12 protein-coding genes are annotated in these 12,120 nt (G+C 70.5%); 8 read left to right on the plus strand and 4 right to left on the minus strand.

The window, feature by feature from the left end; translation table 11 throughout:
• Position 1 precedes the first annotated feature (1 nt).
• Both ACIBF7_RS00090 and pdhA read right to left on the minus strand, forming a co-directional pair.
• Positions 2-982 carry an alpha-ketoacid dehydrogenase subunit beta gene (locus ACIBF7_RS00090; protein ID WP_148035168.1) on the minus strand — a complete coding sequence of 327 codons (981 nt, stop codon included), beginning with the start codon at positions 980-982 and terminating at the stop codon, positions 2-4.
• The gene (gene pdhA / locus ACIBF7_RS00095; RefSeq protein ID WP_148035169.1) at positions 979-2,070 is read right to left on the minus strand and encodes a pyruvate dehydrogenase (acetyl-transferring) E1 component subunit alpha; all 1,092 of its coding nucleotides are present in this window, start codon (positions 2,068-2,070) and stop codon (positions 979-981) included. Before pdhA ends, ACIBF7_RS00090 begins: the two co-directional genes overlap by 4 nt.
• A gap of 228 nt (positions 2,071-2,298) precedes the next feature.
• On the opposite strand from pdhA, the gene purS reads away from it, so the two are divergent.
• From purS to ACIBF7_RS00115, 4 genes are all read left to right on the plus strand, one after another.
• On the plus strand, positions 2,299-2,544 hold the full coding sequence (gene purS, locus ACIBF7_RS00100; protein ID WP_219546690.1) for a phosphoribosylformylglycinamidine synthase subunit PurS: 246 nt from the start codon (positions 2,299-2,301) through the stop codon (positions 2,542-2,544).
• Positions 2,545-2,760: 216 nt separating this feature from the next.
• On the plus strand, positions 2,761-3,147 hold the full coding sequence (locus tag ACIBF7_RS00105; RefSeq protein WP_219546758.1) for an ATP-binding protein: 387 nt from the start codon (positions 2,761-2,763) through the stop codon (positions 3,145-3,147).
• A 23-nt stretch (positions 3,148-3,170) separates the two neighbouring features.
• Positions 3,171-3,515: a hypothetical protein gene (locus tag ACIBF7_RS00110; RefSeq protein WP_397195959.1), complete on the plus strand. Its 345-nt coding sequence runs from the start codon at positions 3,171-3,173 to the stop codon at positions 3,513-3,515.
• 108 nt (positions 3,516-3,623) lie between these two features.
• Positions 3,624-4,616, plus strand: a complete 993-nt coding sequence (locus tag ACIBF7_RS00115) for a DUF418 domain-containing protein (RefSeq protein ID WP_397195960.1) — start codon at positions 3,624-3,626, stop codon at positions 4,614-4,616.
• Here ACIBF7_RS00115 and ACIBF7_RS00120 read toward each other — a convergent pair.
• The gene (locus ACIBF7_RS00120) at positions 4,608-4,844 is read right to left on the minus strand and encodes a hypothetical protein (RefSeq protein ID WP_148035173.1); all 237 of its coding nucleotides are present in this window, start codon (positions 4,842-4,844) and stop codon (positions 4,608-4,610) included. The genes ACIBF7_RS00115 and ACIBF7_RS00120 overlap by 9 nt on opposite strands.
• 544 nt (positions 4,845-5,388) lie before the next feature.
• Between ACIBF7_RS00120 and purQ the strand changes: the two genes are divergently transcribed.
• Together purQ and purL are read left to right on the plus strand one after the other, a co-directional pair.
• Complete coding sequence (gene purQ, locus ACIBF7_RS00125; RefSeq protein WP_148035175.1) at positions 5,389-6,072, plus strand: phosphoribosylformylglycinamidine synthase subunit PurQ; 684 nt, start codon at positions 5,389-5,391, stop codon at positions 6,070-6,072.
• A complete protein-coding gene (purL, locus tag ACIBF7_RS00130; RefSeq protein WP_219546696.1) occupies positions 6,069-8,321 on the plus strand; it encodes a phosphoribosylformylglycinamidine synthase subunit PurL in 2,253 nt (750 codons plus the stop codon). The genes purQ and purL overlap by 4 nt, the downstream gene beginning before the upstream one ends.
• 53 nt (positions 8,322-8,374) lie before the next feature.
• On the opposite strand, the gene ACIBF7_RS00135 is transcribed toward purL, so the two are convergent.
• Positions 8,375-9,187, minus strand: a complete 813-nt coding sequence (locus ACIBF7_RS00135) for a hypothetical protein (RefSeq protein WP_397195961.1) — start codon at positions 9,185-9,187, stop codon at positions 8,375-8,377.
• A gap of 198 nt (positions 9,188-9,385) precedes the next feature.
• Here ACIBF7_RS00135 and ACIBF7_RS00140 point away from each other — a divergent pair, with 198 nt between their 5' ends.
• A complete protein-coding gene (locus ACIBF7_RS00140) occupies positions 9,386-11,404 on the plus strand; it encodes an adenylate/guanylate cyclase domain-containing protein (protein ID WP_397195962.1) in 2,019 nt (672 codons plus the stop codon).
• A 34-nt stretch (positions 11,405-11,438) separates the two neighbouring features.
• Complete coding sequence (locus tag ACIBF7_RS00145; RefSeq protein ID WP_148035179.1) at positions 11,439-12,101, plus strand: Crp/Fnr family transcriptional regulator; 663 nt, start codon at positions 11,439-11,441, stop codon at positions 12,099-12,101.
• The last annotated feature ends 19 nt before the right edge of the window (positions 12,102-12,120 follow it).

Consider the following 12,120-nt stretch of genomic DNA (forward strand, 5'->3'; position numbering starts at 1 on the left):
GTCAGTACGCGAAGGCGCGGTCGACGGCGTCGAGCACCCGGTCCAGGTCGGGAAGGTAGTGCTCCTCCAGCTTGGACGGCGGGTAGGGGGTGGAGAAGCCGCCGGCCCGCAGCACCGGGGACTCCAGGTGGTAGAAGCACCGCTCGGTGATCCTGGCGGCGAGCTCGGCGCCGAACCCGTTGTTGACCGGCGCCTCGTGCACCACGACCGCCCGCCCGGTCTTCCGTACGGAATCCATCACCAGCGGCTGGTCGAGCGGGTTGAGCGAGCGCAGGTCGATCACCTCAAGGGAGCGGCCCTCCTCCTCGGCGGCCTGGGCGGCCTCCAGGCAGGTCTTGACCATCGGCCCGTGGGTCAGCAGGGTGAGGTCGGTGCCGGGGCGCACCACCAGGCCCTTGTCCATGGGGGTCCACCAGCCGGTGTCGGCGGTGTCGACGTCGGCTTTCTCCCAGTAGCGCCGCTTGGGCTCGAAGAAGATCACCGGGTCGTCGGAGCGGATCGCCTGCTGGATCATCGAGTAGGCGTCGGCGGGGTTGGAGCAGGCCACCACGCGCAGCCCGGCGGTGTGCGTGAAGTACGCCTCGGGAGACTCGCTGTGGTGCTCGACGGCGCCGATGCCGCCCCCGCACGGGATCCGTACGACCACCGGGAGCTTGATCGCGCCGAGCGAGCGCATCGGCATCTTGGCCAGCTGGGTGATGATCTGGTCGGCGGCCGGGAACACGAACCCGTCGAACTGGATCTCGCACACCGGCCGGTAGCCGCGCAGCGCCAGCCCGATCGCGGTGCCGATGATGCCGGACTCGGCCAGCGGCGTGTCGATCACGCGGTCCTCGCCGAAGTCCTTCTGCAACCCGTCGGTCACCCGGAACACGCCGCCGAGCTTGCCGACGTCCTCGCCCATGATGAGGACCTTGGGGTCGTCCTCCATGGCCTTGCGCATGCCCTCGTTGAGCGCCTTGGACAGGCTCATCACCGTCATCGCTCGAACCCCTCCAGGTAGGCGGCGAACTGGGCGCGTTCCTCGTCGATCAGGGCGTGCGGCTCGGCGTACACGTGCTCGAAGATGGCCGTCGGCTCGGGGTCGGGCAGGGCCAGGCAGCGCCGGCGCAGGTCGGCGCCGAGCTGGTCGGCCTCCGCCTCGACGGCGTCGAGGAACTCCTGGTCGGCCAGCTCGTTCTTGAACAGGTAGGCCTTGACGCGCTCGATCGGGTCCTTGAGCTTCCACGCCTCCAGCTCGCTGGCCACGCGGTAGCGGGTGGGGTCGTCGGTGGTGGTGTGGGCGCCCATCCGGTACGTGAACGCCTCGATGAGCATGGGCCCCTGGCCCTCGCGGGCGTTCTTGAGCGCCTGACGGGTGACGGCGAGGCAGGCGAAGACGTCGTTGCCGTCGACCCGGACGCCGGGGAAGCCGAACCCGGACGCCCTGCGGTAGAGCGGGATGCGGGTCTGCTTCTCCAGCGGCTCGGAGATGGCCCACTGGTTGTTCTGGCAGAAGAACACGATCGGCGCGTTGAACACGCTGGCCCAGATGAACGACTCGTTCACGTCGCCCTGCGAGGTGGCGCCGTCGCCGAAGTAGACGATCGTCGCGGCGTCGGCGTCGTCGCGCTGGATGCCCATGGCGTAGCCGACGGCGTGCAGCGTCTGGCTGCCGATGACGATCGTGTAGAGGTGGAAGTTGTGCTCCTTCGGGTCCCACCCGCCGTGGTTGACGCCGCGGAACAGGCCCAGGAGCTTGACCGGGTCGACGTCGCGGCACCACGCCACGCCGTGCTCGCGGTAGGTGGGGAAGGCCATGTCGGCGTCGGTCAGCGCCCGGCCGGAGCCGATCTGCGCGGCCTCCTGGCCGAGCAGCGAGGCCCAGATGCCGAGCTCGCCCTGGCGCTGCAGGGCGACGGCCTCCAGGTCGACGCGCCTCACGAGGACGAGGTCGCGGTAGAGGGACCTGACCTCTTCCGGTGTCAGGTCGATGTCGTAGTCGGGGTGCTGGACCCGCTCGCCCTCGGGGGTGAGTAGCTGGACGAGCTCCGGGGGTGCTTCGGCACCACGAGAGGCGTCGATGGTCACGTGCCACTCCTGTGCAATCGGGACCGGTGTCGATGGGTTTTCCACCTCTGACCGGCCTTTGGGTGCGTCGGACCGTGTGATGGTGGTTCGTACGCGCTTGAGGCCATGGTGGCAGACGTCACAGTCCTTCGCGCAAGCCCCATGCCCTCCCCGTTCCCCACGTTCTGGCGGCGAACACACGCCGGTAGGCTGTGGTTTGCCAACCCCGCCGTACCCAGGAGGAACGCAGTGGCGCGCGTGATCGTTGACGTGATGCTGAAGCCCGAGATCCTCGACCCGCAGGGCCAGGCGGTCGCCCGAGCGCTGCCCCGGCTGGGCTTCTCCGGTGTGTCGGCCGTGCGCCAGGGCAAGCGGTTCGAGCTGGAGCTCGACGGCCCCGCCGACGAGGCGGCCATTGCGGACGTCCGAAAGATGGCCGAGACTCTTCTCGCCAACACCGTGATCGAGGACTTCACGGTCAGAGTGGAAGAGTAGGACAGCACATTTCACATAGGGCCTGACGTGGCTAAAGCCGCATTCCGGCGTACCACAATGCCACGGGCATGCCAACAGTAAATAACAACCGCGTGATTTTGCGGTTAGCCCCGATTTCACGGGGAAACCTACTCCAGGTGACATTCCGGAGCCCGGAGGAGTCCGGTGGACATTGAGTTCTCGTTGGCACTGCCACGGGATGCGATCGGCATCCCGATGGTCAGGCGAGTGCTTGGCGATGCGATGCGTTCGCTGCACGTGAGTGAGTCGTGCATCGCCGACATGCTGCTCGCTGTCTCCGAGGCATGCTCCAACGCGGTGCGCCACGGCGGCCCCGCCAACCGCTACGAGGTCTCCGCGTCGATCGGCTACGGCCGCTGCGACGTGCGCGTGGCCGACAACGGCGGCGGCCTGCCGTCGATGCCGCTCCGCTTCCCGCCCCCCGACACCGAGAACGGCCGCGGCCTGCTCATCATGCGCTCGGTGGTCGACGAGATCTCCTTCGGCATCACGCCGGGCCGGGGCACGACGGTCCACCTGCGCAAGCAGCTCGCCTGGGAGAACGAAGAGCCCGCCCGCTCCCGCGAACTCGCCGCGGTCTGATCCCTCCCGCTTACGATCAACGCATGAGGAAAGCGCTCGCCTGCGTCGCGCTGGTGTCCCTGGCGTCCTGCGGGCACGGCGACGACCAGCTCGTCGTACGATCCCTCACCGCGATGGAGCGCGTGGCCCGGGCCACCGGTCCCGACGACGCGGTCCGGCCGCGGAAGGTCGGGGAGGTCGGGTTCCAGGCCGTTTTCCGGAAGGATGACCGGGTCTATTTCCAGGTGGGCGAGCACGGGCCCGGCGTGGACCCGTACGGCTACGTGTGGAGCCCTGACCGGGCGCCCGTGGACGACTCCAACCCGTCGGTCGCCTCGTCCTTCAAGCATCTGCGGGGCCACTGGTACCGCTGGCGCGACAGCTACTGACAGCGCCCGGCGTCTCGCGCCGAACCGGCCGAAAGTATGATCACGGACGCCGTGAATCCTGCTTCCGGCCGGTGTCGTCCTCTCGGTGGCCTTGCAGGATGAGGCCCCATGCCAAGCGCAGAACTCCCCCCAGAACGCCTTCCCGACCACCCACTCACGCCCGCGGCGCCCGCGTCCGGGCGGCCCCGCATCATCGCGCTCGACGTGCTCCGCGGGTTCACCCTCTGCGAGATCCTGCTCGCCAACATCCAGCTGATGGCCACCGGCGGCACCGCCGTCGTGACCCAGCCGCTGGGCGACTGGGACCCCTGGCTCGGGCTGCCGATCTTCTCCCTGCTGTTCGGCATCGGGTTCTCGTTGCTGCTGGACTCCGCCGCCGACCGCGCCGCCCGCCCGTGGCTGGTCCTCCTGCGCCGGCTCGCGGCGCTGCTCGCGATCGGCCTGCTGCACATGCTGCTGTGGCCGGGCGAGATCCTGACCAAGTACGCCGTCGTCGGCCTGCTGGTGCTGCTGCCTTCTTCCTGGCTGCCCCGGTGGGCCGTGGCGGGCCTCGCCGCCGTGTTCATCCCCGCGGCGCTGGTCGCCGGGGGCGGGCCCCTGCTGATCGCCGGGCTGTTCCTGCTGGGCTCGGCGCTGGTCCGGTACGGGGTGATCGAGCACATCGAACGGTCCACCCTGTGGCCGCTCCTCCTGGGGCTGGTCTTCGCGGCGGGGGCGGCCGCCGCACTGTGGACGAGGCCCGGGGCGGGCCCGTCCTTCGCGACCGGCCTGGCCGATCTGCTGGTCGCCGGCGTGGTCGTGTGCGCCCTGCTGGTCCTGCTCAGAACGCCGCTGCGACCTGTGCTGCGGGTCGTCTTCGCGCCGCTGGGCAAGATGGCCCTGACCAACTACCTGACCGCCACGGTCCTCGTCCTGGCCGCCGCCCACCTCCTCGGCCTGCCGATCGGCGAGTCCTCTCAGGTGGCGTTCCTGACCGCGGGAGCCGTCCTGGCGGCCCAGTGGCTGTTCTCCGCCCTCTGGCTGCGCCGCTACCGCCAAGGGCCTCTGGAGTGGCTCTGGCGCTGGGCCACGTGGGCTGAGCGCCCGCCCGGCTCACGCTGACTCGACGGCTTCTCCGGCCTGCTGCAGCCTGGGGAAGCGGGTCTGGCTGGCCAGCAGATGGCCCACGCCGACGATGGCCACGACGGGCCATTCCACGACTCCCAGCGCGCCCATGGAGACGAGGACCACGTAGAAGGCGAGGTGCGGGCACTCCGGCACGGTGATCGTGCCGACCATGGGCAGGGTGAACTGCTTGGGGTGCTCGTCCTCAGCGGGCTTGACGACCATGATGCCCCTCCTTCGATGGACGCCTCCCCCTTCGGCTGCCCCCCGCCAGACCCGCTAACCCGCAGCAGCAGAAAGCTCCGTTCAACCCCCGGTTTCCTGAGCGACCGCCTCTTGCGGTCAGGGATCGACGACCGGGACTGGCCGGACGTCGGCGAATGATGTCCTTGAGATCGCGATGTACGAGCGAGTCCACGTCCACCGAGGAGCCCCGCCTGACCTGGCTCTGCACGCGTTGGGCGGGAAACGTCCGCAGAGCAATATCAGGATCGTCCCCCGCTTCATGTCAGAAACGTCCATGATCAACTGCTGTTTTCGTCCGCTCGCGCATTCGACGCCGGGCCCCGGATCTCCTGATGCCTATGGCCGCTTGTGGGGCGTCGGGCGGTTGCCCTCTGGGAGGGCGTCCGAGCGGAGCGAGGGCCTTGGGTGGGCGTACGAAGGGCGGAGGGTGATGAGGAGCATCGGGGCGCACCCGATAGCCTGAAGTGACCGCCGCCTGCCACGGAGATGGCGGCTGCGCAACTCCTCGGAGGGGACGACAGTCATGAGCGCTGCCCGCGTGGGCGTAGTGACGTTTCCAGGCACACTCGACGACCAGGATGCCGCCAAGGCCGTGCGCCTCGTGGGCGGGGAGCCGGTGCCGCTGTGGCACGCCGACCGGGATCTCAAGGGGGTCGACGCGGTCTTCCTGCCGGGCGGGTTCTCCTATGGCGACTATCTCCGGTGCGGGGCCATCTCCCGGTTCGCGCCGCTGATGGAGGAGATCGTGTCCGCCGCGCGGGCGGGGCTGCCGGTGCTGGGCACCTGCAACGGGTTCCAGATCCTGTGCGAGGCCCATCTGCTGCCCGGCGCGCTGACGCGTAACGCCTCGCTCCACTATGTCTGCCGCGACCAGCGGGTGCGGATCGAGACGGCCGACACGGCGTGGACGAACGCGTACGCGGCCGGTCAGGAGATCACGCTGCCGGTCAAGCACGGCGAGGGCCGTTACGTGGCCGACCCGGAGACGCTGGCCGAGCTGGAGGCCACCGGGCGGGTCGTGGTCCGTTACGTGGGCGGCAACCCCAACGGCTCGCTCAACGACATCGCCGGGGTGCGCAACGAGGCGGGCAACGTCGTCGGCCTGATGCCGCATCCCGAGCACGCGGTCGAGGAGCTGGTCGGCGCGCCGGGCACCGACGGCCTCGGCTTCTTCACCTCCATTCTCAAGAAGCTGGTGGACGCATGAGCACCGACTCCGTCAAGCGTGCGGAGGTCACTCCCGACGAGCCGATGCCCTTCGCCGAGCTGGGCATGAAGCAGGACGAGTACGACCGGGTCCGCGAGATCCTGGGCCGCCGCCCGACCGGCTCCGAGCTGGCCATCTACAGCGTCATGTGGTCCGAGCACTGCTCGTACAAGTCGTCGAAGGTGCATCTCAAGCAGTTCGCCACCAAGGCCCCGCATTCCGACGCCCTGCTGGTGGGCATGGGCGAGAACGCGGGCGTGGTCGACATCGGCGACGGCTGGGCCGCCACGTTCAAGATCGAGTCGCACAACCATCCCTCGTACGTCGAGCCGCACCAGGGTGCGGCCACCGGTGTCGGCGGGATCGTCCGCGACATCATGTCGATGGGCGCGCGGCCGATCGCGGTGATGGACTCCCTGCGGTTCGGCGGCGCCGACCAGGCCGACACCCGCCGGGTGCTGCCCGGCGTGGTGGAGGGCATCAGCCACTACGGCAACTGCCTCGGCCTGCCCAACATCGGCGGCGAGGTCGTCTTCGACCCGTGCTACATCGGCAACCCGCTGGTCAACGCGCTCTGCGTGGGCCTGCTGCGCAAGGACCAGATCAAGCTGGCGACCGCGCCGGGGCCGGGCAACAAGGTGGTGCTGTTCGGCGCCTCGACGGGCCCCGACGGCATCGGCGGCGCGAGCGTGCTGGCCAGCGCGACGTTCGAGGACGAGTCCGCGGCCAAGCGGCCCGCCGTCCAGGTGGGCGACCCGTTCATGGAGAAGCTGCTCATCGAGTGCTGCCTGGAGCTGTACGCGGCCGACGTGGTCGTCGGCATCCAGGACCTCGGCGCGGCCGGCGTGTCCTGCGCGACCACCGAGCTGGCCGCCAAGGGCACCGGCGGCATGGACGTCGACCTCAACCTGGTCCCGCTCCGCGATCCCTCCCTGCGCCCGGAGGAGATCCTGATGAGCGAGTCGCAGGAGCGGATGATGGCCGTCGTCCGGCCCTCCGACATCCCGGCGTTCATGGCGATCTGCGAGAAGTGGGACGTCCCCGCCACCGTGATCGGCGAGGTGACCGACACCGGCCGGCTCGTGATGACCTGGAACGGCGAGGTCATCGTCGACATCCCGCCGGGCACCGCGGCCGACGACGGCCCGGTCTACGAGCGCCCCTACCACGAGCCGTCGGGGCAGGCGGCGCTGAACGCCGACACCCCCGACCGGCTGGAGCGCCCGTCCGACCTGCGCGCGACGCTGCTGCGGCTGCTCGGCTCGCCCAACCTGGCGTCGAAGGAGTGGGTGACCGGCCAGTACGACCGGTACGTACGCTCCAACACGGTCCTCGCCCAGCCCGCCGACGCGGGGATGCTGCGTGTGGCGGAGGACATCGAGGGGGCCGAGCCGACCACCCGCGGCATCGCGCTGTCGACCGACGGCAACGGCCGCTACGCCAAGCTCGACCCGTACGCGGGGGCGCAGCTCGCGCTGGCCGAGGCGTACCGCAACGTGGCCGTCACCGGCGCCAGGCCGCTGGCCGTCACCAACTGCCTCAACTTCGGCTCGCCGGAGGACCCCGAGGTGATGTGGCAGTTCGCCGAGGCGGTGCGCGGCCTGGCCGACGCCTGCCGGATCCTGGGCGTGCCGGTGACCGGCGGCAACGTGTCCTTCTACAACCAGACCGGGTCGACGGCGATCAACCCGACCCCGGTGGTCGGCGTGCTCGGCGTGATCAACGACGTGGCCAGGCGGGTGCCGACCGGGTTCACCGGCGAGGGTCTGCGGGTGGCGCTGCTGGGTGAGACGCGGGCCGAGTTCGGCGGCTCGGAGTGGGCGCACGTCGAGCACGGCCACCTGGGCGGCCTGCCGCCCGAGGCGGACCTGGAGGCCGAGCAGGGGCTGGGCCGGGTGCTGGTGACGGCGGCCGCGCGGGGCCTGCTGGAGGGCTCGCACGACCTGTCCGACGGCGGCCTGGCCATCGCGCTGGCGGAGTCCTGCATGGCGCGCGGCGTGGGCGCCCGGGTGACGCTCACCGGCGACCCGTTCACCGAGCTGTTCAGCGAGTCGGCGGCCAGGGCGCTGGTCGCGGTGCGGCCGGAGGCGTTCGACGACCTGGCCAAGCTCTGCGCCGAGCACGACGTGCCGTGCTACGGGCTGGGCGTCACGGGCGGGACGTCGCTGGTGGTCGAGGGCGTGCTGGAGGTGCCGGTCGAGGAGCTGCGGGAGACGCACGCGGCCACGCTGCCGGCGCTCTTCGGCTGAGACCGGACGCGAGAAAGGGCCGGTACGCGCCCCGTACCGGCCCTTTCGGTGTGTCAGGAGCTCTTCTTCAGGCACACCACGTAGACGGTGCCGCTCGTCTGGCCATGGCCCTGGATCGTGACGGTCCAGGTGCCGGAGCCGGTGGGGGCGCTGGCGATGACCTGCGTGCCCGAGCTGACGGCGAAGCCGCCGCCGGTCGCCAGGTCACCCTGGTTGCAGTTGGCGCTGGCGCCGCTGCGGGAGAACTGCTGGGTCTTGGTGTAGGTCGTGAAGCTGCCGCCGCCGTCCTTACCGTCCCTGCCCGGCTCGCCCTTCTCGCCCTTCGGGCCCGGGACGCCCTGCTTGCCCTGGGGACCCGCCGGCCCGGTGTCACCCTTGGGGCCCTTGTCGCCCTTCTCACCCTTCGGCCCCGCCGGGCCGCTGTCGCCCTTGGGACCGGCCGGGCCGGTGTCACCCTTGGGGCCCTTGTCGCCCTGCTCCCCCTTCGGGCCCTGCGGCCCGGCGTCGCCCTTCGGGCCCTGGGCGCCCTGCTTGCCCTGGGGGCCGCGCATGCCGCGCGGGCCCTGGGCGCCGGTGTCACCCTTGGGGCCCTGCGCCCCGGTGTCGCCCTTGGGACCGGACGTGACCGCGGTCTGGGTCACCGTCTCGCCACCGCCGATCTTCATCCGGATCTCGGCCGGCTTGCACTTGCCGGACGCGTTGATGATCCGGACGTACCGCGACTTCTTGTGCACGCAGGCCGTGACCTCGCCGGCCGCGGCCGCGGCCGCGGCGGTGGTGGTGGCGGAAGAGGCGGTGGCGGCGCCCCCCACGGTGAGAAGTGAGGCGGCCAGCGCGCCCACCGCGGCCACGCGCAGAATCTTCATCGAATGGTCCCTCTCAGATACGGATGTTGCTCATGGTTCTCACGCGTCAACCGTTCCAATGGATGACAGCTCTCACATAACGTGTCGATTACGAAACAGTGCGTGACAATATGTTCTGACGTTACTTGACCTGTCATGAAGGTTGATGCGCGTAAAAAGACGCATTGGCAGGCCCGGTCCCGCAGGGATAATCAGGGCGTGCCGACGCCCGCGCCTTACCTTCCTCCCGCCACCCAGCCGGTGCGCGGGGTCGTCTGGGTGATCCACCTCTCGCTGCCGCTGCTCGGGTTCTGGCTGCTGCTCGCGCAGCCGCACCTGAACGTCGAGTGGCAGCACAACCCCAGCCATTTCTGGATGATCGTGATCGTCGCCGGGCTGAACGTCGGGCTCGGCACACTCATCAGCGAGGCCTCGCGCAAGCGGCAGGACGCCCGCCTGTTCCTGGTCTCCATGGTGTTCATCAGCAGCGCGGGCTTCTTCTTCCTGCACGGGCTGGCCACCCCGAAGGTGATCCTGCCCACCGGGTCGCTCGGCTTCGACCTGGGGCAGACGGTCGGGCTGACGATCGCCTCCGGGTTCGCGTTCGCCTCGGCGCTGCCGCTGGACGAGCGGGCGGCCGGCCAGGTGTTCAGGGCGCAGCACGTGATCCGCGGCGTGCTCTTCGGGTTCATGGCGCTGTGGGGGCTGGCCTCGCTGGTCCCGGACGTGACCCCGCTCAGCCGGCCGCCGCTCACGGACCCGGTGGTCTGGGTGGTGTGGCTGTCGGTGCCGGGGCTGGCGCTCTACGCGGCGGCCGCCGTGATGATGTTCGTACTCCACCGGCGGCGGCCGTCGGCCATGCTGATCAGCCTGATCACGGCGTACGCGCTGCTGGCCGAGTGCATGATCGCCGGGATGCCGCAGCTCAACTGGCACCTGACCTGGTGGGAGTGGCACGTCCTGCTGACGTTCGCCTTCGGGTTCGTCGCCTACAGCGCCTACCTGCAGTTCAGGCGGGAGGGGTCGAGCGCGGGGCTGTTCGACTCGGTGGCGCTCTCGGCGACCGTGCGGCGCATCCAGCGCGACTACGACCGCGCGCTGGAGGAGCTGGTCGAGCACGTGCGGCGGGGCGAGCCACTGGCCGCCTCCCGGCTGTCGGGCAAGTTCCGGCTGAGCGAGGGCCAGGCGGCGGTGCTCGACCGGGCGGGCCGGGCGCTGGCCGACGAGCGCGAGCTGTCCGAGCGGCTGGGCGCGCTCGTCGACGTGAGCGCCCAGACCCGCGTCGGCCTGCCGGAGCAGGCGTTGCTGGCCGCGGCGCTGGACCGGGTCAGGCAGGCGTACGGTGACGTGCGGATCGGGCTGGTGTCCGACGGTCAGGCGCAGATCGGGTCGCGCTCGTACGAGTTCCCCGGCGACGTCCCCGTCAGGGGGGACGGCCGCATCGCCTTCCCGCTGACCGTCAAGAACCGGCTGGCCGGGGTGCTGGAGGTGCCGATCGGCCGCACCGAGCAGGACGAGGCGCTGGCCGCCACCCTGGCCGGGCAGCTGTCCATCTCGCTGGAGAACGCCCGCCTCTACAGCGAGCTGCACACGCTCTTCCGGCAGTACATGTCGCCCGACGTGGCGAACGCGCTGCTCGCCGACCCGGCCCAGGCCGAGCTGGGCGGCCAGGTCAAGGAGGTCACCGCGCTCTTCGCCGACCTGAAGGGGTTCACCTCGTTCTCCGAACGGGTCGCGCCGGGCGAGATCGTGGAGATGCTCAACCGCTACCACACGGCCGCGGTGCCGTGCGTCCTCTCCAACGGCGGCACGATCGTGCAGTTCGTCGGCGACGCGATGCTGGCCCTGTTCAACGCCCCGGCCACGCAGGAAGGGCACGCCAGGGCCGCCTGCGCGGCCGCGCTGGCGATGCAGCGGGCCGCCGCCGAGGTGGCCGAGGAGATGGCGTGGCGGCGGACCGGCCAGGAGCCGTGGCCGACGTTCCGGGTGGGGGTCAACACCGGGCCGGCGCTGGTGGGCAACATCGGCAGCCCGGAACTGCGCGGTTTCAACGCGATGGGCGACTGCGTGAACGTGGCCTCCCGGCTGGAGTCGCTGGCCGAACCCGGCACGGTGGTGATCGGCTCGGCCACGCTCAAGGGGCTCGGCGACGGCGTGACCGTGCGGCCGCTGGGCAAGCTGAGCCTGAAGGGCAAGCAGGAACTCGTCGAGGCGTACGTTCTCACGTCAATGCGATAGCTACGACGCTCGTCGTACGGACATAATCGGGCGCATGAAGGCAGAGCCGGGCGAGTTCCTCTCCATGCTCACCGACGACGAGATCGAGGCCCTGCGCGCGGCCGGACGGCCGCGCAGGTGGGACCGCGGGGCGACGGTCATGTCGGAAGGCGACACCTCCGACTGGGTGCTCGTGCTGACCGAGGGCCGGGTCAAGGTGTCCTCCCACACCAGCGGCGGCACCGAGGTGGTGCTGGCCGTGCGCGGGGCGGGCGGGCTGCTCGGGGACATGTCGAGCATCGACGGCTCGCCCCGCTCGGCCACGGTGACGGCGCTGGAGCCCATCTCCGGCATCGTCGTCCGCGACTTCCCCGGCTTCCTCCAGGAGCACGGGCGGATCGCGGTGCTGCTCATGCGGATGGTCACCGACCGGCTGCGCGACTCCGACCGCAAGCGCATCGAGTACGGCGCGTTCGACACCACGGGCCGGGTGGCCACCCGGCTGATCGAGCTGGCCGAGCGCTACGGCGAGAAGACCAACAGCGGGGTGCGGGTGGCGCTGCCGCTGTCGCAGGACGAGCTCGCCGGGTGGACGGGCGCGTCCAGGGAGGCGGTCAGCAAGGCGCTGCGCACGTTACGCGACCGCGGGCTGATCGAGACCGGGCGGCGCCGGGTGGTCATCCACGACCTGGAGGGACTGCGCAAACGCGCTCGGTGAACAGAATTCTAGAATACCC

It is taken from the genome of Nonomuraea sp. NPDC050478, assembly GCF_044458265.1.
Taxonomy (GTDB): Bacteria; Actinomycetota; Actinomycetes; order Streptosporangiales; family Streptosporangiaceae; genus Nonomuraea; species Nonomuraea ferruginea.

Excerpts from the sequence above, each read along its gene's own strand:
- ACIBF7_RS00090 (WP_148035168.1), bottom strand. The coding sequence starts at position 982 with ATGACGGTGATGAGCCTGTCCAAGGCGCTCAACGAGGGCATGCGCAAG.
- ACIBF7_RS00105 (WP_219546758.1), top strand. The coding sequence starts at position 2,761 with ATGGTCAGGCGAGTGCTTGGCGATGCGATGCGTTCGCTGCACGTGAGT.
- ACIBF7_RS00110 (WP_397195959.1), top strand. The coding sequence starts at position 3,171 with ATGAGGAAAGCGCTCGCCTGCGTCGCGCTGGTGTCCCTGGCGTCCTGC.
- ACIBF7_RS00115 (WP_397195960.1), top strand. The coding sequence starts at position 3,624 with ATGCCAAGCGCAGAACTCCCCCCAGAACGCCTTCCCGACCACCCACTC.
- ACIBF7_RS00120 (WP_148035173.1), bottom strand. The coding sequence starts at position 4,844 with ATGGTCGTCAAGCCCGCTGAGGACGAGCACCCCAAGCAGTTCACCCTG.
- purQ (WP_148035175.1), top strand. The coding sequence starts at position 5,389 with ATGAGCGCTGCCCGCGTGGGCGTAGTGACGTTTCCAGGCACACTCGAC.
- purL (WP_219546696.1), top strand. The coding sequence starts at position 6,069 with ATGAGCACCGACTCCGTCAAGCGTGCGGAGGTCACTCCCGACGAGCCG.
- ACIBF7_RS00135 (WP_397195961.1), bottom strand. The coding sequence starts at position 9,187 with ATGAAGATTCTGCGCGTGGCCGCGGTGGGCGCGCTGGCCGCCTCACTT.
- ACIBF7_RS00145 (WP_148035179.1), top strand. The coding sequence starts at position 11,439 with ATGAAGGCAGAGCCGGGCGAGTTCCTCTCCATGCTCACCGACGACGAG.